Below are 22,482 nucleotides of genomic sequence, written 5' to 3' on the forward strand. Positions count from 1 at the left end.
CATCCGGTAGCGTGTAGCGATAACAAAAAAGGAGCTGCCCGATGACCGAAACTGTTAATTTAACGATTAAAATTGATCCTGAACTTAAAGAAACGATTAAACAGCTGGCGCTGGAAAACCAGATTTCAATGAGCCAGGAAATTGTGCAGCGTTTGCAGGCCAGTCTGGAAACGCCTCAACATCCGGCAATTGATAATCAGGACATCACTGAAGAGGGCGCTGAGGAATCGGCGGCCACTGACGTGAAGGACGCTGGATTAAGCGCGAGCGAGTTGAAGCAGATTCGTCTGCTGCTGAAGAAGCAGAGCAAGAAGAAGAAATAAAACAGAAACCCGTCGCAAGACGGGTTTTTGCATTGAAGAAAGGCTGGACCGTTTCGCTATGACACTGTGCCTGCTCAGGGAACACGGTCAGATCGGAAAGACGCAAAAGCCGCCATTCATGGCATGCCCGGCCCGCGCGATTACGCACCTCATCCCTGAGGTGCGCCCGTAAACGGGCCAACGCTTTGCGTTGTTCAAAAACGCTCCCAGCGTTTTTGTCCATGGCGCGGGACGCTTTCCTCTTCTGACCGTGTTCCCTGCGAGTTGAGCTTATTTGTTGCTGTGAGAATCGTCAGATGTAAGTTCTTCATCAGCCTGAAACCCGTCGCAAGACGGATTTTTTATTTCAGAACGATTACGACTTCAGCTGACGAATATGTGGCAGCAGCAGCTGCGCGACTGCCGCAAACACTGGCACCACCACCGAGTTACCAAACTGCTTATAGGCCTGGGTGTCCGAAACCGGAATGCGGAACGGCTCGCGACCTGGCACATCGAAGCCCATCAGGCGGGCGCACTCGCGCGGAGAAAGACGGCGCGGACGACGCGCCATGTTATCCGCATCCTGAAACTCCGCTTCACCCAGCGCGCTGTCCCAGCCGCGATCGATCAGAATCTCTGAGCCATCTTTGTAGTAACGCGCCGACAGCGTCCGCACGCAGCAGTTAAGATTGCGCGGATCGTTGAGGCCAAAGCCAAAGCCATTGCCTTTCGCTTTGTGTTTCTTCGCATACTGGTAGAGGTAGCGCCACAGCACCGGCGACAGAATATATTTGTCGTCTGGTGCGTCCTCCAGCAGGCTCTGCAGGCTGGGGACCTGCGCCGGGTAGAAACGGCGGATATCGCGCAGAGTGAAATCCTGCTTTTTCAGATCGCGGCGAATCCCCACCAGCACGATGCGTTCGCGATGCTGCGGCAGGAAGTGACGCGCATCGATCACTTTGGCATCCGGGCTGCCGGCTCCGGCATCGGCCACGTCATAGCCCAGCTCATCCAGCGTCTCCATGATAATGGCGAAGGTGCGGCCCTTATCGTGGCTCTTGAGGTTTTTCACATTCTCCAGCACAAAGAAGGGCGGCTTCTTGGCAGCCAGAATACGAGCGACATCGAAAAACAGCGTGCCCTGAACCTGACACTCAAAACCGTGTGCGCGTCCCAGTGCATTTTTCTTGCTGACGCCTGCCAGGGAAAAGGGCTGGCAGGGGAAACCGGCCAGCAGCACCTGATGATCGGGGATTGCGGCATCAATCGCGCGGTAAATCTCTTCATCATTGGTCAGACCTTCCGGCTGCGTGACCTGACGGATATCGGTGTTGAAGTGATGTTCCAGCGGATCGCTGTAGTGATTGGCTTTATAAGTGCGAACCGCCTCTTTATTCCATTCACTCGTAAAGACGCATTTGCCGCCGATCGCCTCGAATCCTTTTCGGATGCCACCAATCCCGGCAAAGAGATCGATAAAACGAAACTCAGGATTATCATAATGGGCCGGTCGGGTCGGCAGCAGACTCTGCAACAGCGACAGCTCCGCCTCACACAGCGACGGCAGGGCGCTTTTACCCTGTCGAATCCGGTTCAGCAGGGCGGGTGTCCAGCAGGAGAATCCCGCCTGCTGCAGGCGGGCCGTGAGATCACGAACCGAATAGATTGCCAGCACCTGCTGAAAAAGTTCAGATGTATCAGCAGATGGAAGTGCAGCAGAGAGTGGTTCAGCGAGGGCGGCGGGATGCATGCGTTTTTCCTTAACAGTAAGGTGCCTATGCTATCACTCCAGACGCTGTGAGGAAATTGCCGGGATGTGCCCTGCGACAGCTCTCCGGAAAGTTCTGTTTTTGCGGCGCATGCTCCGAAGTCGTCCTGCGGCGGCTTTCGCTTTTCGTGGCGCAGACTAAAGTTACTGAACCAGCAAAAAAGGAGAGGTTATGGCTGATGTTCACTCCAGCGAAACACGCAGCAAAAATATGCGTGCCATTCGCGCTCAGGATACGGCCATTGAGCAACGTATTGCGCTGTTGCTGAAAGACCGGGGGTTCAGCTTTCGCGTGCAGGATAAAAATCTGCCGGGTCGGCCCGATTTCGTTCTGACAGAACAGCAGGCGATTATCTTTGTTCATGGCTGCTTCTGGCATCGGCATCACTGCTATCTGTTTAAAATGCCGGCGACGCGCACCGAGTTCTGGACGGGAAAAATCAACAGCAATGTTGAACGTGACCGGCGCTATGTGCGCCAGCTGCACGAGGGCGGCTGGAAAGTGCTGATTATCTGGGAGTGCGCACTACGCGGCAAGCTGCGCCTGGGCGATCAGGACCTGCTGGAGCGGCTGGAGGAGTGGCTGCTGGCGATGTCGGAGAGTGCCGAGGTCGACCATCAGGGCATCCATCATTACAACGCCGATTGCTAATCAGGGACATAATTGGTTAGATCGGCGCTTTCTCCGTGGCCAGGAGCCTGAAATGAGCAGCATAAAACTGACGGTAAAACGCCTTTACCAGATTCGTGACGAGCGGATGGTAAACACCAAAGCGACCGCGCGGGTCTACTGCGGCGACAGGCTTATCGCCACGGAGGAGATCACCGGCCTGACCGAAAGCCCGGTCAGCAAATACTTGCATGCTGAAGGAGCAGCGGGTGAGGCGGTGCGGGTTGAGTGGGATTGTGAGGGCATCGCCGAGATGACCGTTACGGAAATTGAGCGCTGCCCATGTTGTCAACATAACGAACCAGACTAAGGATAAGATTTTGGCAGGCACCAGTTTACTGACTTTACTTGATGATATTGCAACACTTCTGGACGATATTTCCGTCATGGGGAAAGTGGCGGCGAAAAAGACCGCTGGCGTACTGGGCGACGATCTGTCGCTGAATGCACAGCAGGTCACTGGCGTAAAAGCCAACCGTGAGCTGCCGGTAGTGTGGGGCGTGGCCAAGGGATCGTTCCTCAATAAACTGATCCTGGTACCGCTGGCGCTGATTATCTCCGCGTTTGCGCCCTGGCTGATTACGCCGCTGCTGATGATCGGCGGGGCCTATCTCTGCTACGAAGGCGTGGAGAAGGTGATGCACACGCTGCAGCAGGACAAGCAGAGCAAATCGCCGGAAGCGCGCAAGCAGCGGCTCGATTCGCTGGCGAATCAGAATGCGGCAGAGTTTGAGAAGAAGAAGATCAAAGGCGCAGTACGCACCGACTTCATTCTCTCTGCCGAGATCGTCGCGATTACCTTAGGCATCGTGTCGGAAGCGCCGCTGCTCAATCAGGTGATTATCCTGGCGGGCATCGCGATTCTGGTCACCATTGGTGTGTACGGTATCGTGGCCGCCATCGTAAAAATCGATGACCTCGGCTTCTGGCTGCGTGAAAAAACCTCACGCCTTGCACAGGGGATTGGCAGCGTGCTGCTGGCTGCCGCGCCCTGGCTGATGAAAATTCTGTCGGTCGTCGGCACCATCGCGATGTTCCTGGTCGGCGGCGGTATCGTGGTGCATGGCATCGCGCCGCTGCATCATCTGATTGAGGAAGTCAGCAGCGGTTTCAGTGGCTGGATCGCGATGCTGCTGAGCAACGGCGCCAACCTGGTGCTCGGTTTTATCATTGGGTCGATCGTGCTGTTAGTGGTCAACCTTATTGCCAGAGTGCGCGGAAAATCGGTATAAAGCGCACTGTGATTTACGGTCAGGAGAATGACGATGAACGACGACATGTTTGAATTTGATATCGACGCGCAGCTGGAGCAGGCTGAAGCGAAAGCAGAGAAAAAAGCCAGCGAAGTGCCGGATGATCTCGGCGACGAAGCCGATTGCGAAGGCTGTAAAATCTGACGTCAACGTCAATACTTCATCAAAGCGGATAAGTTTTTTTATCCGCTTTTTTTATTTTCCGCATATCCAGCTGATTAATTCCGAATTTGCCCTTTTTTTGCGTGCCTTAACAGGCAAGGGTCAGCTTTGCCTGCTATAAAGACAATAATCACTCAGGTTAGTAACATCCATTTAAGGAGCGCAACATGGTTTTCGCAATCAGTGAAGAAGTGCAGCACAAGGAACAGGGACAGACGATGGTAGTGACCGGCTTTGCGAGTGGCATGGTGGAGTGCCGCTGGTATGACGGTTATGCCGTGCGCAGCGAAGCGTTTCGTAGCGATGAACTCTGCGCCCTGAATCCTGCGCAGCAGCTGGCAAGCTGATAACATCAGGCCTGTGGGTCCTGCGACCCGTCAGGCCCGCTTTCTGCTTCTCTGTGGCCCGGCACACTCCCTGTGCCGCCTGTGTCAGACGTTACCGTCGTTATCCTCTTCCACGGCCTGATAGATACGCTGCAATACGTCCGGGAACGCGGACTGCACACGACTCCAGCTGGGGATAAACGGCTTATCGTTAGGACGTTCAATAAAGGCCTGTCCCGCCTCCAGAATCGACTGGGTAAACATCTCTACCGCCGCCTCTTCGACGTGCTGATCAAACTTCAGCCCGTTCATCGCCGCCTCGTGGTTATATGTCTCCATCATATCCAGCGCATTACGGTAATAAGTTGCCTTAAGGACACGGAACGAGTCGCTGGTCAGCGGCACGCCCATGGTAGCGAGCTTACGCAGCAGTGACTGGACGATATCGCTGCTCATACGTTTCAGGCCGCCGGTGCCATCATCTTCTGCCAGTGGCTGGTGCTTGTGGTCATAATTATCGGCGATCTCAACCTGGCATGACTGACGGGTGGTGTAGTTACGATAAATCTCCGACAGCACGCCAATCTCCAGACCCCAGTCGCCCGGAATTTTAATGCCGTTCAGCACATGCGTTCGCATGGCGAACTCTCCGGAGAGCGGATAGCGGAAGCTCGACAGGTAATCCAGATATTCTGAATGGCCATAGACTTTCTGCAGCGAACGCAGCAGCGGCCCGACCAGCAGACGGCCTACGCGGCCATTGAGCTTGCCATCCGCGACGCGTGCATAGAAGCCCTTACAGAACTCATACTGAAACGCCGGGTTAGCCAGCGGGTAGAGCAGACGGGCCAGCATGCCGCGCTCATAGGTCACGATATCGCAGTCATGCAGCGCCACACAGCTGGTGCGGTCCGACGCCAGCGTATAGCCCGTGCAGAACCAGACATTACGGCCTTTACCGGGGTTAGTGGGCGACAGGCCCTCTTTATCCAGCTCCGCATCGATTGCCTTCAGACGCGGGCCGTCATTCCACAGAATGCGATGCCGTTGCGGCAGGCGGGAGAAAAAGTCGCGGGCAAACAGGAACTGGTCGCGGTCGGCGCGATCCAGGCCAATCACGATCTCATCCAGGTAAGGCACTTTCGCCAGCTCATCGACGATTTTCGTCAGCGCCGGGCCTTCAAGTTCGGAAAACAGCGATGGCAGGATCAGCCCCATTTTGCGTTTGCGGGCAAAGCGTACCATCTCTTTTTCCAGCGACTCCACGCTACGGTGGGTGAGGTTGTGGAAGTTAGTGATTACGCCATTCTGATAAAAGTCACTCATCGCATCATCCTTTTAATACCCGTGGGCAGCTTATTGAGGTTGAGTCAAAAAATAGTCCAGCCCTTCACGCCAGCCTTCGGGGCCATGATGAGCGGTATGATAGACCTGCTGCTGGTCGGCCCGGCTGAGTGTGACCGGTGTTTTACTGTAGCCCTTAATGACCACGGCATAATCAACCGCATCCAGCATCGGGGCATCGTTAGGCCCGTCACCCAGTCCGATGGTGGTGCGTGTCTCTCCGGGTGAGTGCGCCAGCAGCCAGCGCAGCGCTTCGCCTTTGCCGCTGCCTGCGGGCATGACATGCCAGAAACGGCCGCCTTGGGTCAGCGCCAGGCCTTCCGCCCGCAGCGCGTCATGGAACCGGTCAAAGGCGTCGTTACTATCGCGCCAGACAATCACTTCAGACGCATCGCGCTGACGCGACAGTTCTGCATCCGCCTCGCTCAGACCGGTCATTGAAGAAATTTCCGGATCAGAGAAGTCATGGAAGCCGGTAAAACGGTATTCAGCTTTCAAAGCAGCCAGCCGCTGACAGAGGGCGTCATAGGTCAGCGCGCTGTCGGGCAGCCGGATCCGCTGCTGATCGTGGGTTTGCACCACAGCGCCGTTTTCAGCAATAAACGGTGAGCCGCTGATGCCGAGCCTTTTTTGCAGAGGAATGATCTCGGCTGCGGTTTTGCTGGAACAGATCACCAGTGGAATCTCATGCTGTTTCAGCGTGGTGAGCCATTCGGTGGCCGCATCCCAGCGATAGGTATGATGGTCAAGTAATGAACCATCCAGGTCGGTGATAATCATTAACGGCTGGTGGAGATTAGGCATTCACAGCTCCTTTCATCACGTTCGCGGCTAAAGCAGCGATTTTTCAATATTATAGTTGAATATGGCTCACACTTTTTTTCCTGCGCCGCTGGGGCAAATTCCAGGATAATTCTTAAAACCGGAGGACACCAAAAGAGGGGGATGCATGAAGTGTGCAACGTTAAGTCACTGGCAGGCGCGGAGTTTTCGTCACGATTGCGTGATAATTACCCGATATGTTGCAGAAACGTGCATATCTGATACTTGTTTCGGAGTCGGGATAGCGTAATCTGCAGAGGTGTTAAGAATTCCCTGGTGTAACGAATTGAATTTTTTACCCGGCAATCATGCCGGGTATTTTTTTGAAATCGATTTCATCAACGCAATTGTCAGGCGCGATAGTTAGAAATGTCGATTTCAAACGCCTCCGCCAGTTCGGTGTAGGAGTAGTAAATCTCTCCTTCTACTTCCAGCCGTGGCGTCTGGCCCTGATCCATAAACTCCCGTATCTCTCCTGACGTTCTGGCCTGAATCGCCGCCAGTAACCCCTCGACATCAACCTGTAAATCCGACGGCTGACCTTCGCTGTGCTGTTTTTCGTCTGTCATTTTCAGACTCCTGAGAGCAAACAGAATATTCAGTATAGAACGCGATGCAGAAAGGCGGGGACGGGCAGATCGCAGGCAAAAAAAAGCCCGCGCTGCGCGGGCAAAATCCTTGTTACTTTCAGGTTGTGGCTGCACCTATGGGGGTGGTGCAGTAGAAGGAGTGTAAAGGCCAGGCGCGTAAGAAGTCTTGCGGTGAAATGTTAAGAAATTGCAAAATTCCGGACTTACTCAGATTTACCTGACTTTTCGCCTGAACAGAGCAGATTCAGCTATAGTTATTGATAAAGCTGATTTTTATCAATACCTAAAGGAATGGTTATGGACATCTTAAGAATTATTATCGCGATTCTGCTGCCTCCGCTGGGCGTATTCATGCAGGTCGGTTTTGGCGGCGCCTTCTGGCTGAACATCCTGCTGACGATCTGTGGTTATATCCCCGGTATCATTCATGCCGTCTGGGTCATTGCCCGCCGCTAACGCGCTGCATCGGCACGGTTCTTCGTTTAGACTGTACGCAGTAAATAATCAGGAGAACCGAAATGAAGGTAAATGACCGCGTCAGCGTCAAAACCGATGGCGGCCCGCGTCGCACTGGCACCATTCTGGCGATGGAGCCATTTAATGAAGGCACCATGTTCCTGGTAGCGCTCGAGGATTATCCGTTGGGCATCTGGTTTTTTAACGAGACTCATCAGCCGGATGGCATATTCGTTGAGCCTTACCAGGACGCCTGAATCTGACGCGCATTAAAAAAGCCGCATTTCCGACTGCCGGAAAGGCGGCTTTTTGCTGTTGGCGACTAAGCGGCTGAGGTCAGCTGCTTAACGTTATCCGGCATGATCTCAGAAGGTTTCCCAGTTATCAGTACCGGCGGCCAGCGCAGGACGTGGCGCCAGCGCCGGGGTTTTTAACGGGGCAGAGGCGCGAGGAGCCGCACCTGCGGTCGCAGGTGAATCCTGCAGGCGGAATGCGGCTACCGCCTGCGTCAGTTTACCCGCCTGATCTTCCAGCGAGGCTGCTGCTGCGGACGCTTCTTCCACCAGCGAGGCGTTCTGCTGAGTCACGTTATCCATCTCGGTGACCGCCTGGCTCACCTGCTGAATACCGCGGCTCTGCTCGTCTGACGCCGCGGCAATCTCCGACATAATATCGGTGACGCGACGAACCGCTTCGACAATCTCACCCATGGTGCTGCCGGCTTCGCCAACCTGATGGGAACCGTCATTGATCAGCGTGACCGACTCAGCAATCAGCGATTCAATTTCTTTAGCCGCCTGCGCACTGCGCTGGGCCAGACTCCGCACTTCACTGGCCACCACGGCAAAACCACGACCCTGTTCACCGGCACGCGCCGCTTCGACCGCCGCGTTCAATGCCAGGATGTTGGTCTGGAATGCAATGCTGTTGATGACGTTGGTGATCTCAGCGATCTTTTTCGAGCTGCCGGAGATATTGGTCATGGTTTTCACGACGCTATTGACCAGATCACCCCCGCTGCGCGCTTTACCGGAGGCATCCGCTGCCAGCTGGCTGGCATGATGGGCATTCTCGGCGTTCTGTTTCACCGTGGCAGTCAGCTGTTCCATGCTGGCAGCCGTCTGCTCCAGCGCCGCCGCCTGCTGCTCGGTGCGCGAAGAGAGATCGGTGTTGCCGGCTGAAATTTCGCTGGAGCCCTGATAAATCGCCACAGCGCCTTCACGCACCGTACCGACGGTGGTCACCAGCGACTGCTGCATCAGCTGCAGATTATGGATCAGCGTACCAATCTCACTGCGCCCAAAGGGCAGGGGAGCGGAGGTCAGGTCACCCTGAGCAATACGTTCGATACGCATCACCGACTGACGCAGCGGGTTAATCACCACGCGGCGCAGGAAGACAAAGGTCAGCAGCACCAGCACCAGTGCAGCACTGAACGCCACGGCCATAGAGATAAAGCCGATGCGCGACTGCTGATCTGCTTCGGCGGTAATGGCATTGGCACGGTCAGTACGAATCTTAATCGCCTTCAGTAGCACCGCGTTATAGTCTTCGTCCAGCTTGCGGGTAACGTCGGTTTCCTGCGCGATAATGCCCTCGAAGCTGCCCTGCTTACCGGCCTCGATCATCGGTATCAGGCCTTTATTAATGTAATCGTTGAAACGTGCCTGCAGCGTGGCGTCCAGTTCCGTGTCAGCCGGGGTCTTCACTTCACGTGCCTGATAGACGGCGAAGCCATCCTTTGCCTGCTGAATCCGTTTTTCAGCCGCAGCCACGTTGGCGCGAAATGCGTCCATGTCACCAATACGTGCGGCGGCACCGGCCTGAATAATCGTCAGGCGCGCAGTACGCAGGTGGTTTGAACTGTTAGAGAGGCCCATTCGGACCTGAATCTCGTCCGTGGCATCATCGAGGGAGTGATTACCTAAAATCAGAAAGTAACTGGCGACACCTATACAGAGTGCGAACAGCAGCAAAATGCCGCCGAAGATCAGGCTAAACAGCGGCACCAGGCGGAGATTCTGCCAGATGCCAGCGCTTTTCTGTCCATCATTATCTAATGCAGTGTTCATATCCTTGCTCTCTTGAGGCTGTTGTTATAAGGCATAACATCGGCAAAAGAGCGTAAAGGGTTAGCGGTAAGAGTGAGATGTGGATCGCAATTTTGAGCAAAAAAAAACCGGCCATCAAGGCCGGTTATTCAGGTTTTACGATCAGCGAATATTAACGTAAATACCCGAGGTCACATTATCGGTCAAACGCACCACATGATAAATAACCTGCTTATTATGGGTTTTGATTTTGCGTTTAATATTACCTTTGTGTGACGATACCGTTTTGGCCTTAATTTGCATTTTATCTGAGATCTGGATGGTATCATGACCTGACATCCACATCTTCAGCATGTTTGACTCAGTCTGGCTCAGGGTTAATGGATGAACATCCATGCCCGAAGAGATGCGGGCAGACTGGTTAAGCTTCTTCTGCAAATAGGTTCCGAGTAAAGAGTCCAGGGTCGATGTCTTCATCGCTTTTGACGTAATAATCAGGTTCTTACGAACGTAGAGATATTCTTCAAAATGGATATTGCTAATCGCCATGAATATAAAGAACAGCGTATCGGGATGCTGCGTAATAATAGTGCGGATACGTTCACTGGAATCTGGCTCATGAATGAAACAATCTTCATTAATAAAGACGACACCAGGGTTTAATTGCTCACATTTTTGCTGTAGTTGCTCAATATCGGAGACAGAAGAGATATTTTTCTTCTTAACTCCTTTTAAAGACATATAGTCTGATAATCCCAGGCGTGTGTAGTTGCAGGAATCCATAATAATAGTTGGCATAATAGCGACCCTCACCAATTTGTTATCCGTTTAAATCAACGATGAATACGCGTTGCGGTACGAGAGAGATTTCTTAGATACTTTTTTATTCTGCTCGTGCAGTTTGGCAACGGGCAAACGCCCGTAAAAGTCTTCATCCCTGACCCGTTCTGCAAAAAATTTGTGCTGCCATGACGTCACACATTCTCCGGCAATGGCGGGGAATGCCAGTGAAGTGCCGGAGATTCAGTAAAGCTCATTTTTTTGAGAGCTGTGTCACTATCCCTGAAAACAGGGGGTTTTCTGATAGGACAATTCTCAAAAACATTTGTTTTACGAAAGTGTGATGTCTCAGCGTGCGTTGACAATGCCGGAAAAAACATTTTTTAACAAGAAAAATCACTTAAAGTTTTTTTTCTTGAAAATACAGTGTTTTGCCGATTTTACCTGCACATTCACAGTCTGACAGCTTCTGTGAACCACCCCACTAAAATACGCGAAGCCCGGTTTAATAAGAATTATTTTCAGACTCTGCGCACGTTTATCAGAATTTCCTTAGTTGCATTCTGGAAAACATGGTTCTGAAAATGCATGGATGGTTTTGCGATACTTAAGTGTCGTTATGCAAAGGTAGTTAGAAACTTAATGTTCAGGGGCGGGATAGTTCTGTCAGGAACACGGCGAGTAAATCAAATATTTCACCGAACAAACGCTCACAGAACGGGGCTAGCAGGGGCATCAGCAAGCTGATGGTTAAAATTCCGACTGATAAGGTAATCGGGAAGCCAATTGCGAAGATTGATAACTGTGGTGAAACACGGTTTAACAAACCCAGTACCAGATTTACCATGAGTAACAAAACGATTAACGGCAGCGCTAACATCATGCCGTTAAGGAAAATTAATCCGCCCGACTTCACCAGCGCCATAAACGCATTGGCATTTATCGGCTCACCGCCAATCGGCAGCGTATGAAAACTGTCCACCAGCAGAGAAATCAGCCACAGGTGTCCGTTAAAGGTCAGGAACAGCAGCATCGCCAGCATGTCGAGAAAACGGGCCAGAACCGGCATGTTCAGACGGCTGCCAGGATCGAAAAAGGTGGCGAACGAAATCCCCATCTGCAAACCAATCACTTCCCCGGCAAGGCGCACGGCAGCAAAAGCGAACTGCATGGTGAAGCCAAGCGCAATACCAATCAGCATCTGCTGAATCAGCAGCAGAAAGCCTGGAGGCGAAAACAGGGTGACATCGACAGCCGGTAACAGCGGCATCACCAGCCAGGTGATCATCACCGCCAGACCGATTTTGACACGCTTGCTGATGGATCGTTCATTGAGGATGGGTGCGGTGGCGAATAACGCCATGATGCGCACCAGGGGCCAGAAGAACTGACTGACCCAATGAACCAGCTGGCTGCTATCGAGAGTAATCATCAGCCGATGATGTAAGGCAGGTTGGTAAAGACGGTGCGGATGTAGTCCAGCAGCAGATTCAGCATCCACGGGCCGGCAATGATACCGGTCGTTGCGACGGCCAGGATCTTAGGAATAAAGGATAAGGTCTGTTCGTTGACCTGGGTCGCCGCCTGGATAAGGCTAATCAGCAGACCGCTGACCAGGGCTGCCAGCAGCAGCGGGGCGGCCAGCATCAGGGCGACGCGCATCGCTTCCTGTCCCATTACCATTACTGATTCGGGTGTCATGTGTTGCTCCGGTAAGAAAAGGGGGATCAGGAGTAGAAGCTTTGCGCCAGTGAACCGACCAGCAGTTGCCAGCCATCGACCAGAACAAACAGCATCAGTTTAAACGGCAGCGCGATAGACGCTGGCGGGACCATCATCATCCCTAATGCCATCAGTACGCTGGCAACCACCAGGTCGATGATCAGGAACGGGATAAACACGGTAAAGCCAATCTGGAACGCGGTCTTCAGCTCGCTGGTGACATAAGCAGGCAGCAGGATACGCATCGGCACGGCTTCAGGACCGGCTATCGGGGCGGTGTTCGCCAGACGGGCAAACAGGGCTAAATCGGCTTCGCGGGTCTGACGCAGCATAAACTCGCGCAGCGGCTGAGCACCTTTATCAATCGCCACATCCATGCTGATCTTGTCCTGACTGAACGGCAGATAGGCGTCCTGATAAATTTTGTCGAAAGTCGGCGCCATAATAAAGAAGGTCAGAAACAGCGACAGTCCGAGCAGCACCTGGTTAGGCGGCGCCGATGGTGTGCCCAGGGCGTTACGCAGTAAACCAAACACAATGATGATGCGGGTGAAGCTGGTCATCATCAGCAGCACGGCCGGGATAAAGGTCAGCGCAGTGATAAAGACCAGCGTCTGAACCGGCAGTGACCAGCTCTGACCGCCATTCGGCAGTGAGTGACTCACCAGGCCTGGCAGCTGGGCATGGGCAACCGGTGCCAGTAACAGCAGTGGCAGTAAAGGAAGCAGTCGACGCATCATTGTGGTTTTCCGGGACGTTTAACCAGATTCTGTAACAGCTGACGAAAATCCTGCGGCGCACTGTTTACCGGCGTCACAGAGACCGGTTCACCCGGCGGCAGCGTATGCAGATGGGTAATCTGCTGTGCGGTGACGCCCAGCACCAGACGTGCATCAGGGGTATCGATAATCACCACCCGCTCACGCTGGCCCACGGAGACGCTGGCTGTCAGTTTGAGCTCCTGGCTGCTGACCTTTTTCGGCGCAAAGCCGACACGGCGCGCCAGCCAGGCGCAGGCCAGAATCAATAAGATAATCACGGCTAACACGCTGCTGACCTGAGCCAGCATAGAGCCGGTCGAGATCGCCTGAGCGTGCGGTGCAGCCGGTTGCAGCGTTTGATTCTGGCTATTCATAATGTGACTCTTAGCGACTCAGACGACGCATACGTTCAGAAGGGGTGATGATGTCGGTGATGCGAACGCCATATTTGTCGTTCACGACCACAACTTCACCCTGCGCAATCAGATAGCCGTTGATCAGAATGTCCAGCGGTTCACCTGCCAGGCCATCCAGTGACACCACGGAGCCCTGCGCCAGACGCAGCAGCTCTTTGATGGTCATCTTGGTGCGACCCAGTTCCACGGTGAGTTTCACCGGGATATCCATAATCAGATCGATATCCTGCAGCGATCCAGCGACATTACCGCTGTCGAATGATTTGAAGACGTCGTCGGTCTGCGGCGCACTGCTGCTGCCGACCTGCTCATTCATCGCTTCAGCCCACAGATCGTCCGCAGAGACATCGTCAGACGGTTTATTACTGTCAGTCATGGGGCTGTTCCTCGTTCAGCGAATTCAAAATCGGGTTAATCAGGTGTTCGACACGGAGCGCGTACTGACCATTCATCGTGCCATATTGGCTGGTTAATACCGGGACGCTATCGACATGCGCGATAATACGTTCAGGTTTCTCAATCGGCAGCACATCACCGGGTTTCAGCTGCAGGATCCGTGACAGACGCAGTGAGGTTTCGGCAAAGTGAGCAATCAGTTCCAGCTCAGAGTGCTGCACCTGTTTGACCAGGTTGTCGCGCCAGTGGTTATCTTCCTGACGGGAGTTTTCGAGCGGTGGGTTCACCAGCAGCTCGCGCAGCGGTTCAATCATTGAAAACGGGATGCAGATATTAAACTCACCCACCAGGTTACCAATCTCCACCTGGAACGGCGTGTTAACCACGATGTCGTTCGGTGAAGTGGTGATGTTGGTGAACTTTACCTGCATCTCTGAACGTACATACTCGACGTCCAGTGGATAAATGGCCTTCCATGCGTCGCTGTAACCATCCAGCGCCAGCTTCAGCATGCGGCGAATCACGCGCTGCTCGGTATGAGTAAACTCACGGCCTTCGACTTTAGTCGGAAAACGTCCGTCGCCACCAAACAGGTTGTCGACAGCGATAAACACCAGGCTCGGTGAGAACACGACCAGCGCGGTGCCGCGCAGCGGCTTCAGGTGGATCAGGTTCAGGTTGGTCGGCACCGGCAGATTGCGGGCAAACTCGTGATACGGCTGAATCTTGATCGCCCCGACGCTGATATCCGGGCTACGGCGCAGCAGGTTAAACAGCGCCATACGGAAACTACGGGCAAAACGCTCGTTAATAATCTCCAGCGCCTGCAAACGCTCGCGTACCACACGGCGCTGGGTATTCGGATCGTAAGGACGAATATCGCCTTCCGGTCCGTTTTGTTTCTTTTCTTCTTCCGCGCTGCCGCTGTCGCCGTTTAAAAGGGCGTCAATTTCAGCCTGGGAGAGAATGCTATCGCCCATTGATTCACCTCAAAATGAAGGCAGTAAACAGCACGTCGTTTACAGCCTGCGGAGGTTGACCTTTTACCAGCGGGGGTGTCAGCGCCTGTTTGATTTGTTCAACAAGCGCCTGTTTTCCTTGCTCAGTCGCCAGCGCCGCAGCACTCTGACGCGAGAGCAGCAGCAGCAAACGGCTGCGCACCTCAGGCAGATAGTCATTCATCCGACTCCGGGACTCCTCATCGGCCAGACGCAGGGTAAAGCCTACGTACAGCACGCGGTCAGGATCGTTGTCGGGATTGACCAGGTTAACCGTAAATGTATCAAGTGCAAAAAAGACCGGAGCGGGAGGCGGTTCTACTTTCGCCACCTCAGGCTTATCGCCCTCATGTTTATTCATCATTCGCCAGACTGCATAGCCTGCCACGCTGCAAGCGGCCAGCGTCAAAATAAGCAACACTGGTATTAAGAGTTTACGTTTGCTGCCTTTTGCTTTCGCGTTATCAGACATGGTGCAGTTACTTCCTGTGAATTATAGGCAAGCCTCTCGGCTCACGAGACAGATTATCCGCGTCTTAAGTCAAACCAATGGGTAGATAAGACGCGGGTTTTACGCTTACCTTCAGCGTTTGCCGCTGTCAGGCGAAAGTATCGACGGCGCTATTGCCGCTGACGCGAGCCTGAAGGGCGGCGGGAACGGCGATCGGCGTAATGTCGGTGTCACTGTCCTGGGAGAGGGAGAAGCGGCCATGCTGTCCATCGCGGCGCGCCTCCTGTTGCTGCTGGAATTGCTGGCCCTGCGCGGAACTGTCACTGCTCACCTGACTCTCGCCCAGGTTGATACCGCTTTCTGCCAGCGCGCTGCGCAGCTGCGGTATCGCGGCTTCCAGCGCCGCTCTGACGTGGCTATGACCGGAAACCAGATTAATTTGTGCCTGGTCGTTATCCAGTTTCAGGCTGATCTGGATAGCGCCAAGGTCTGCCGGATGTAAACGCAACTCCGCGTTCTGCTGGCCATTGCGACTGAACATCACAATCTGCTGACTCAGCGCCTGCTGCCACTCGTCGCTGCCCAGCTGTGAATTCAGCGTTGGCGTTGACGGGGTGCTGATGGTCGCGGAGGCGGTCACCGGAGCAGGCAGGCTGCTGGCGGTGGCGACGGGCATTGCATTGATCGTGTTGTCGCTGACGCTGGCTTTGATCGCGCCCTGATCATCCGGCTTAATCATATTGCTCAGCGCCTGCTGGAAACTGCTGTCGAGCGTCAGGCCATTGCTGGTCGCACTCTGCGCGGCGTTGTTGTTCTGGCTGGCGGCCGCTGTGACGGCAGGTTTGCCCTGGGCGTCGCTTCTGGCTGACGACTTCTCATCATCACCCTCTGCGTGGCTCTGCTGTGCGCTGTTCAGCAGTTGCGTCAGCGAGGTCTGACTTTTCCGGCCGGTGTCGGTCTGGGCAATCAGCTCGCCCGCCTCACTGCTGATCGGGGTCGACGGCGTCGCTGGCGGCGTTACCGCACCCGGTAACATGGCGAACAACGCCTGCACATTCTGCATGTCGGTGGCGCTTAAGGGTGCCACGTCCGGCTTGTCTTTATCATCGGCTGATTTTGACCCAGCTTTAATATTTTCAGGTTTAATCAGGGCGGTCAGCGCAGCAGGATTATCCAGCGCCGCCATCAGGGCATTCAGGGGTGCCTTAGGGCGCGCTTCATCGGCAGTTTCTGCTTTAGCGTCAGCAGATTGCGCCACTTTGCCATGCTGTTTAGCCAGACCAAGCAGCTGGTTTCCCAGCGCAGTCAGAAAGTCCTTAGGCAGGGCATCTTCGCCCGCAGCAAGGTCGGTTGAGACTGATGGTTCCGCGTCGGTTTTAACCGACGCTTTCATGACAATGTTTGGCAGCGTAATCATTCGCCTCTCCTCGATGCGGCCCGTTGGGCAAATTCATCCATCCGTTTCTGATCGAGACGGTTTTCCTGTCGTAATGCATTTTCCGCTGCGCGCGTTATCAGTGTCTGATAGGCGTTAAGCCGTTGCTGTTTGTCGCGCCAGTTGATCAGTGCCTGCTCCAGTCGCTGATTCCAGTTGTTGAGCTGGTTGCGGTGCTGCTCAATCGCTTTTTCCAGCGTCTGAATAAACTGGTGGTAGTTCGTCCAGCGCGTGCTGGCGATTCCGGATGACATGTCATCGTTGAGCTTGTTGCGATACTCGTCCTGATAATCGAGCAGCATTGTCAGCTGCTCATTAGCGGCATGCTGGCCGCGACGCATATCGCCTAAATAGATGGCGGCACGTTCGAGATCCTGCTCCGCTAAGTCGCGCAGCGTATCGATGGCATTTGCAGTTTTCATTGCGTTACCTCGCGTTAATCATGGTGACTAGCCAAACAGCGCATGCAGATGCAGGCTGGCGTCGTCGTAATCGCTGCGCTCAAAAATGCCCTGTTGCAGGAAGGCTTCCATCTGCGGGTAGAGCGTGATCGCTTTATCAAGCATGGGATCGCTGCCGGCGGCATAAGCGCCGACGCTGACCAGATCGCGGTTTCGCTGGAAACTGGAGAGCAACTGCTTGAACTGGCGCACCTGCGCATAGTGGTTCTCATCGATCAGCGAGGTCATCGCACGGCTAATCGAGGCTTCAATATCAATGGCCGGATAGTGGCCCGCTTCGCCCAGCCGACGCGACAGCACAATGTGGCCATCAAGAATGGCGCGCGCGGAGTCCGCAATCGGGTCCTGCTGATCGTCGCCTTCGGTCAGGACGGTATAGAAGGCGGTGATCGAGCCGCCGCCGTCGATGCCGTTACCGGCACGCTCAACCAGCGCAGGCAGTTTGGCGAACACGGAAGGCGGATAACCTTTGGTCGCTGGCGGCTCACCAATCGCCAGGGCGATCTCACGCTGCGCCATGGCGTAGCGGGTGAGGGAGTCCATAATCAGCAACACATGCTTGCCGCGATCACGAAAATCTTCTGCGATACGCGTGGCGTAAGCGGCACCCTGCATACGCAGCAGCGGCGATACGTCGGCCGGGGCGGCGATGACCACCGAACGGGCGCGGCCTTCAGCACCGAGAATGTTCTCGATAAAATCTTTTACTTCGCGGCCACGTTCGCCAATCAGACCGACCACAATCACGTCGGCTTTGGTGTAACGGGCCATCATGCCCAGCAGCACGCTTTTGCCCACGCCCGAACCGGCGAACAGGCCCATACGCTGCCCGCGACCGACTGTCAGCAGGGCGTTAATCGCGCGCACACCGGTGTCCAGTACATCGGTGATCGGCGTCCGCTGCAGCGGGTTAAACGGCGGCGTGTTCAGCGGCGCACGATAGCCGGTATCCGGTGACGGCAGGCCATCCAGCGGTCGTCCACTGCCATCGAGTACGCGGCCCAGCAGCTCCGGGCCCAGCATCATCTGTTTGCCCGCCTGCGGATTCTCACCGTTCTGGCGCGCATAAACCCGCGCACCCGGTAAGATGCCGTCCACTTCTTCCAGTGGCATCATCAGCAGCTTCTGACCATTGAATCCCACGACTTCGCTTTCGATTTCGCTGATGGTTTTGCCATCGTTGCGTTCGATCACGCAGGTCGCACCCAGTGGCAGCTGTAAGCCGGTCGCTTCCAGCACCAGGCCGGTGGCACGGGTCAGGCGGCCATAACGGCGTACCGGTTGCACCTGGGCGATGCGTTTTTCAAAGGCGTCGAGCGAGCCAAGCCAGCGATTCAGACGGGTGGTCATTAAATTTCTCCAGGTGCTGCAAGGCGGCAGAGTTCCTGCCAGCGCGTCGCGACGCTGGCATCCAGGTCGCCATCTTCTGCGCTGAGTTTGCAGCCGCCAGGATGCAGGGTGCTGTCAGCGATCAGGCGCCAGCCATGCAGATCCAGCGTCGGGCCCAGGGTCTGCTCAATACGCTGTAAATCATCCGGGTGAACACGCAGCTGCGGTTTGCCACTGAACATCGGCTCCTGCTGCAGTAAACCCTGAATCTGACGGAGCAGGGCAGTGCCATCCACCGTGGTCGCCTGACCGATTACTGAGCGAGCCGCTTCCAGCGCCAGCTGCATCAGGCGGGCAGCGATGACGCTGTCCAGGGATTCCAGCGTGTTCTGGAACTCCGTGACCAGCTGCTGCATCCGCGCCTGAAGGGGCGCCTGCTGCTGCTGCGCATCGGCCAGACCCTGCTGAAAACCGGCGTCGTAGCCCGCTTTCTGCCCTTCGGTCACACCCTGCTGATAGCCTTCGTTGTAACCCTGGCTCTGTGCTTCTTTACGCATCTGATGCTGCAGACGTTCGAGCTGCTGTTGCTGCTCATCAACGCCCTCTTCAGCTTCATAGATTTCTGGCTGCAGCTCAGGTTCAGGCTCATCAAAGCGGCCTAAATCGCTGGGCTGCCACAGCTGCCAGGGGCGGGCAGAAAATGCATCAGACATAAGTTTCCTCGCCACCACCAATCACCATCTCGCCCGATTCGGCCAGGCGGCGAACCACCAGCAGGATTGCTTTCTGTTCGTTTTCCACTGCGGACATACGGACCGGACCACGGTTGGACAGGTCGTCGCGCAGGATATCGGCCGCACGGGCTGACATGTTCTTGAGGAACTTCTCGCGCAGTGGCTGTTCGGCACCTTTCAGTGCAACCAGCAGCTGCTCGGATTCCACTTCCTGCAACAGACGCTGGATGCTGCGGTCGTCCACGGCCACCAGGTTTTCGAACAGGAACATCTCGTCGATAATTTTCTGTGCCAGTTCGCCATCGAAGTCGCGTACCGCTTCGATAACCGCCTCTTCCTGCTGCGTTTTCATCAGGTTGATGATCTCGGCTGCCGTTCTCACGCCGCCCATCTTCGCGCGCTTGAGGTTGGTGCCATCCAGCAGGCCGTTCAGTACTTCGGTCAGTTCGGCCAGCGCGGCTGGCTGCACACCACCGAAGGTCGCGATACGCAGCATCACATCGTGACGCAGACGTTCGTCGAACAGCGCCACGATATCCGCAGCCTGAGCACGTTTGAGGTGCACCAGGATGGTCGCGATGATCTGTGGATGCTCGTCGCGAATAAGGTCGGCGGCGGCCTGCGGTTCCATAAAGTTGAGCGTTTCCATGCCGCTGGTGGTTTCGCGTGTTTCGAGAATGTCCTCCAGCAGGCTGGAGGCGCGTTCTTCGCCCAGTGCACGTGTCAGCACCGAACGCAGGTATTCGTTCGAGTTCAGGCTCAGCGCCGCGAACTGCTCGGCATCCGCTTCGAACTCGCGCAGTACTTCGGTCAGCTGTTTATGGGACACCTGACGCATGTTGGCCATCGAGGCGCTCAGATGTTGCACTTCACGCTGGTTCAGGTGTTTGAAAACTTCCGCGGCGCGCTCTTCGCCAATGGTCATCATGAGGATGGCGCTTTTTTCGGTTCCGGTCAGACTCATAGCTCTTTACTCATCCATTCGCGAATTACCAGCGCGACAACGCGCGGATCGTTTTCTGACATGTCGCGGATGCGTTGACTCATCACTTCTGCGCTCATGCGGTTGTTAGACTTACGTTCCTGATCCAGCTCATCTTTGCTGAGCTGCACATTAAAGGCTTCTTCTTCCGGCTGTTCTGTCGCACGAGCGGCAATGGCTTCAGCAGCGGCTTTCTCTGCGGCCTGTTTGCGAACCAGGTGCGGACGAACCAGTTTGCGATAGAGGATGAAGGCCACCAGAGCAATCAACAGCCACTTACCGGCGTTCATCAGCTGATCAAAGAAGGACTGCTGTTGCCAGAAGGGCAGGTCGGTGGTCACTGGCTCTGTCGTGTTGAACTGCGAGTTCACTACGTTGATGCTGTCGCCACGCGTCTGGGAGTAGCCCATTGCTTCGCGGGTCAGGTCTTCAATCTGCTTCAGCTGCTGTTCGTTCAGCGCAACGGCTTTGCCTTTATCATCTGCACGGAAGTTCACGACCACGGCAACCGACAGGCGCTGTACGTCACCCACGTTGACTTTGGTATGACGGATGGTGCGATCCAGCTCGTAGTTCACCGTGTCGTCACGACGCGAGTTGGTGGGTCCTGAGCTGGCCGGTGCGGTGCTGGTGGTCTGGTTAGCGTTATTCGCTGCGTTGTTCTGACCATTCGCGGCCTGACCGTTGGCTGCAGTGTTGTTAGGCGTCGTTACCGGCGCGGTGTTAGCGGGCGCAGGCTGGTTAGAGAGTGCGCCCGGCACGCCGCCCGGATAAGGGCTGCCTGACTGATCGCTGGTGCTGGTCTGACGTGAACGAATCGCTGAGTTCGATGGGTTCGCGTTAGGCTGATATTTCTCGTCGGTCTGCTCGGCGGTATCGAAGTTAATCTGCGCGGTAACCTGTGCATGCACATTGCCCTGACCCAGAATCGGATTCAGGATGGCTTCAATACGTTGCTGATAACGCGCTTCCACTTCAGAAGAGTACTTCAGCTGCGCATCATTCAGATCGCGACCGGCGGAATCAGAGCGGGTCAGCAGGCGACCGGTCTGATCGACCACGGTCACGTTGCCCGGCGGTAAACCGGCGACGCTGCTTGAAACCATGTGGGCGATGGCCTGAATCTGACCTTCATCCAGCGTACGGCCAGGCTGCAGCGTTAAGGTGACAGAGGCGGATGGTGCTTTCTGCTCACGCACAAATAAGGTTGGTTTTGGCATCGCCAGATGAACGCGGGCGCTTTTAACCGGGCCGAGCGATTCGATGGTGCGGGCCAGTTCGCCTTCCAGCGCACGCTGGTAGTTAACCTGCTCGCTGAACTGGCTGATACCGAACTTCTCTTTATCCAGCAGCTCGAAGCCTACCGAGCCGCCTTTTGGCAGACCCTGCTGAGCCAGACGCAGACGCAGTTCATGCACGTTCGCTTCAGGCACCATTAATGCGCCGCCGTTTTCGGCGAAGCGATAAGGGATGTTCATCGCCGTCAGCTGCGTGACGATGGCACCGCCATCCTCATCAGTGAGGTTGTTATAAAGGACGCTATAAGATGGCTGTTTCGCCCAGAGCACCATCGCGATCACAATTGCCATGACGGCAGCAGCGGCGATGACTAAAGGAATACGCGGATTTGCGCGCAGGCGAGCAAACAGGTCACCGAAGCCTTTCTTTTCTTGTTCTGTTGTGGCGGCTGTACTCGCATTCATGACCGTTTCCTGCCTGACGTAATTGACCGGGTAAGTTGAGATGGCAAAACAGACTCCCTGACCTGCGTAGATAAAATTTCCACTTCAATGCCAGGCATTATTAGGTGTTAAGTAAAATTCGATGCCTGGATAAGGTAGGGTTTTTGATGTCATTTAGCGGCTTTGTCTCATTGACAACGTGCTAACTTTTGCTCACATCAAAAATATCATCCTCTTTATAAGGTATCGTTCATGTCCATTCAGGCAATTGATGGCGTACTGCAGCAGCTACAGGCGACCTCACTGCAGGCCAGTAACCGCAGCAGTGAATCCCCTAATCAGATCGATTTCGGCGCAACCATGAAAGCGGCGCTGGATAAGATCAGCGAGACGCAGACCACCGCACGCACCCAGGCGCAGGATTTTGAGATGGGGAAACCCGGCATCGCCCTGAATGATGTGATGGTCGATCTGCAGAAATCTTCAATCTCAATGCAGATGGGGATTCAGGTCAGGAACAAGCTGGTGTCGGCGTACAGCGAAATTATGAATATGCAGGTGTAGTTACTGCTCTCACAGAGAAGAGTC

28 protein-coding genes are annotated in these 22,482 nt (G+C 54.9%); 9 read left to right on the top strand and 19 right to left on the bottom strand.

All coding sequences use genetic code 11. The features are described from left to right. Positions 1–41: 41 nt before the first annotated feature. A complete protein-coding gene (locus tag PU624_RS11345; protein WP_283547702.1) occupies positions 42–323 on the top strand; it encodes an Arc family DNA-binding protein in 282 nt (93 codons plus the stop codon). Between the two features lie 355 nt (positions 324–678). On the opposite strand, the gene dcm is transcribed toward PU624_RS11345, so the two are convergent. After that, positions 679–2,055, bottom strand: coding sequence for a DNA (cytosine-5-)-methyltransferase (gene dcm, locus PU624_RS11350; RefSeq protein ID WP_283547703.1), 1,377 nt, complete (start codon positions 2,053–2,055; stop codon positions 679–681). A 190-nt stretch (positions 2,056–2,245) separates the two neighbouring features. On the opposite strand from dcm, the gene PU624_RS11355 reads away from it, so the two are divergent. From PU624_RS11355 to PU624_RS11375, 5 genes are all read left to right on the top strand, one after another. Then, the gene (locus PU624_RS11355; protein ID WP_283547704.1) at positions 2,246–2,725 is read left to right on the top strand and encodes a very short patch repair endonuclease; all 480 of its coding nucleotides are present in this window, start codon (positions 2,246–2,248) and stop codon (positions 2,723–2,725) included. A gap of 52 nt (positions 2,726–2,777) precedes the next feature. Further along, positions 2,778–3,053: a hypothetical protein gene (locus tag PU624_RS11360; RefSeq protein WP_283547705.1), complete on the top strand. Its 276-nt coding sequence runs from the start codon at positions 2,778–2,780 to the stop codon at positions 3,051–3,053. Positions 3,054–3,063: 10 nt separating this feature from the next. After that, the gene (locus PU624_RS11365; protein ID WP_283547706.1) at positions 3,064–3,975 is read left to right on the top strand and encodes a DUF808 domain-containing protein; all 912 of its coding nucleotides are present in this window, start codon (positions 3,064–3,066) and stop codon (positions 3,973–3,975) included. A gap of 33 nt (positions 3,976–4,008) precedes the next feature. Then, on the top strand, positions 4,009–4,140 hold the full coding sequence (locus tag PU624_RS11370; protein ID WP_003854444.1) for a hypothetical protein: 132 nt from the start codon (positions 4,009–4,011) through the stop codon (positions 4,138–4,140). A gap of 185 nt (positions 4,141–4,325) precedes the next feature. Beyond that, on the top strand, positions 4,326–4,505 hold the full coding sequence (locus PU624_RS11375; protein WP_283547707.1) for a YodC family protein: 180 nt from the start codon (positions 4,326–4,328) through the stop codon (positions 4,503–4,505). A gap of 84 nt (positions 4,506–4,589) precedes the next feature. On the opposite strand, the gene PU624_RS11380 is transcribed toward PU624_RS11375, so the two are convergent. The 3 genes from PU624_RS11380 to PU624_RS11390 all read right to left on the bottom strand — a co-directional run bounded on the left by PU624_RS11380 (position 4,590) and on the right by PU624_RS11390 (position 7,219). Then, positions 4,590–5,810, bottom strand: coding sequence for a glycosyltransferase family protein (locus PU624_RS11380; RefSeq protein WP_283547708.1), 1,221 nt, complete (start codon positions 5,808–5,810; stop codon positions 4,590–4,592). A 30-nt stretch (positions 5,811–5,840) separates the two neighbouring features. Next, a complete protein-coding gene (locus PU624_RS11385; protein WP_283547709.1) occupies positions 5,841–6,632 on the bottom strand; it encodes a mannosyl-3-phosphoglycerate phosphatase-related protein in 792 nt (263 codons plus the stop codon). Positions 6,633–7,000: 368 nt separating this feature from the next. Then, the gene (locus tag PU624_RS11390) at positions 7,001–7,219 is read right to left on the bottom strand and encodes a DUF2525 domain-containing protein (protein WP_283547710.1); all 219 of its coding nucleotides are present in this window, start codon (positions 7,217–7,219) and stop codon (positions 7,001–7,003) included. Between the two features lie 318 nt (positions 7,220–7,537). Here PU624_RS11390 and PU624_RS11395 point away from each other — a divergent pair, with 318 nt between their 5' ends. Continuing rightward, the gene (locus tag PU624_RS11395; RefSeq protein ID WP_003854456.1) at positions 7,538–7,696 is read left to right on the top strand and encodes a YqaE/Pmp3 family membrane protein; all 159 of its coding nucleotides are present in this window, start codon (positions 7,538–7,540) and stop codon (positions 7,694–7,696) included. A 62-nt stretch (positions 7,697–7,758) separates the two neighbouring features. Next, positions 7,759–7,953: a protein DsrB gene (gene dsrB / locus PU624_RS11400; RefSeq protein ID WP_283547711.1), complete on the top strand. Its 195-nt coding sequence runs from the start codon at positions 7,759–7,761 to the stop codon at positions 7,951–7,953. A 108-nt stretch (positions 7,954–8,061) separates the two neighbouring features. Here the strand turns inward: dsrB and PU624_RS11405 are convergent, their stop codons facing one another. The 15 genes from PU624_RS11405 to fliF form a co-directional block, all read right to left on the bottom strand. After that, positions 8,062–9,768: a methyl-accepting chemotaxis protein gene (locus PU624_RS11405; RefSeq protein WP_283547712.1), complete on the bottom strand. Its 1,707-nt coding sequence runs from the start codon at positions 9,766–9,768 to the stop codon at positions 8,062–8,064. A 141-nt stretch (positions 9,769–9,909) separates the two neighbouring features. After that, positions 9,910–10,545: a transcriptional regulator RcsA gene (gene rcsA / locus PU624_RS11410; RefSeq protein ID WP_283547713.1), complete on the bottom strand. Its 636-nt coding sequence runs from the start codon at positions 10,543–10,545 to the stop codon at positions 9,910–9,912. A 628-nt stretch (positions 10,546–11,173) separates the two neighbouring features. After that, complete coding sequence (gene fliR / locus PU624_RS11415) at positions 11,174–11,959, bottom strand: flagellar biosynthetic protein FliR (RefSeq protein WP_283547714.1); 786 nt, start codon at positions 11,957–11,959, stop codon at positions 11,174–11,176. Further along, the gene (gene fliQ / locus PU624_RS11420; protein WP_003854466.1) at positions 11,959–12,228 is read right to left on the bottom strand and encodes a flagellar biosynthesis protein FliQ; all 270 of its coding nucleotides are present in this window, start codon (positions 12,226–12,228) and stop codon (positions 11,959–11,961) included. Before fliQ ends, fliR begins: the two co-directional genes overlap by 1 nt. A gap of 26 nt (positions 12,229–12,254) precedes the next feature. Then, on the bottom strand, positions 12,255–12,986 hold the full coding sequence (fliP, locus tag PU624_RS11425) for a flagellar type III secretion system pore protein FliP (RefSeq protein ID WP_031593200.1): 732 nt from the start codon (positions 12,984–12,986) through the stop codon (positions 12,255–12,257). Continuing rightward, positions 12,986–13,384, bottom strand: coding sequence for a flagellar biosynthetic protein FliO (gene fliO / locus PU624_RS11430; RefSeq protein WP_090960002.1), 399 nt, complete (start codon positions 13,382–13,384; stop codon positions 12,986–12,988). Before fliO ends, fliP begins: the two co-directional genes overlap by 1 nt. Positions 13,385–13,394: 10 nt before the next feature. Continuing rightward, positions 13,395–13,802 (bottom strand): flagellar motor switch protein FliN, encoded by a 408-nt coding sequence (gene fliN / locus PU624_RS11435; protein WP_283547715.1) that lies wholly within the window; start codon positions 13,800–13,802, stop codon positions 13,395–13,397. Beyond that, the gene (gene fliM / locus PU624_RS11440; RefSeq protein ID WP_003854473.1) at positions 13,795–14,802 is read right to left on the bottom strand and encodes a flagellar motor switch protein FliM; all 1,008 of its coding nucleotides are present in this window, start codon (positions 14,800–14,802) and stop codon (positions 13,795–13,797) included. The genes fliN and fliM overlap by 8 nt, the downstream gene beginning before the upstream one ends. Positions 14,803–14,806: 4 nt before the next feature. Beyond that, positions 14,807–15,292, bottom strand: coding sequence for a flagellar basal body-associated protein FliL (gene fliL / locus PU624_RS11445; RefSeq protein ID WP_283547716.1), 486 nt, complete (start codon positions 15,290–15,292; stop codon positions 14,807–14,809). Positions 15,293–15,419: 127 nt separating this feature from the next. Beyond that, positions 15,420–16,688 carry a flagellar hook-length control protein FliK gene (locus PU624_RS11450; RefSeq protein WP_283547717.1) on the bottom strand — a complete coding sequence of 423 codons (1,269 nt, stop codon included), beginning with the start codon at positions 16,686–16,688 and terminating at the stop codon, positions 15,420–15,422. Then, positions 16,685–17,128 carry a flagellar export protein FliJ gene (fliJ, locus tag PU624_RS11455; protein ID WP_003854478.1) on the bottom strand — a complete coding sequence of 148 codons (444 nt, stop codon included), beginning with the start codon at positions 17,126–17,128 and terminating at the stop codon, positions 16,685–16,687. Before fliJ ends, PU624_RS11450 begins: the two co-directional genes overlap by 4 nt. Before the next feature lie 27 nt (positions 17,129–17,155). After that, positions 17,156–18,517 carry a flagellar protein export ATPase FliI gene (fliI, locus tag PU624_RS11460; RefSeq protein WP_136198748.1) on the bottom strand — a complete coding sequence of 454 codons (1,362 nt, stop codon included), beginning with the start codon at positions 18,515–18,517 and terminating at the stop codon, positions 17,156–17,158. Next, positions 18,517–19,209, bottom strand: a complete 693-nt coding sequence (fliH, locus tag PU624_RS11465; protein WP_283547718.1) for a flagellar assembly protein FliH — start codon at positions 19,207–19,209, stop codon at positions 18,517–18,519. The genes fliI and fliH overlap by 1 nt, the downstream gene beginning before the upstream one ends. Beyond that, positions 19,202–20,194: a flagellar motor switch protein FliG gene (gene fliG, locus PU624_RS11470; protein ID WP_090960019.1), complete on the bottom strand. Its 993-nt coding sequence runs from the start codon at positions 20,192–20,194 to the stop codon at positions 19,202–19,204. The genes fliH and fliG overlap by 8 nt, the downstream gene beginning before the upstream one ends. Then, a complete protein-coding gene (gene fliF, locus PU624_RS11475) occupies positions 20,191–21,915 on the bottom strand; it encodes a flagellar basal-body MS-ring/collar protein FliF (RefSeq protein WP_283547719.1) in 1,725 nt (574 codons plus the stop codon). The genes fliG and fliF overlap by 4 nt, the downstream gene beginning before the upstream one ends. A 231-nt stretch (positions 21,916–22,146) precedes the next feature. Here fliF and fliE point away from each other — a divergent pair, with 231 nt between their 5' ends. Next, entirely contained in the window at positions 22,147–22,458 is a 312-nt protein-coding gene (gene fliE, locus PU624_RS11480) for a flagellar hook-basal body complex protein FliE (protein WP_090960026.1), read from the top strand. Positions 22,459–22,482: the final 24 nt, after the last annotated feature.

This window comes from Pantoea sp. Lij88, from assembly GCF_030062155.1.
Classification (GTDB): Bacteria; Pseudomonadota; Gammaproteobacteria; order Enterobacterales; family Enterobacteriaceae; genus Pantoea.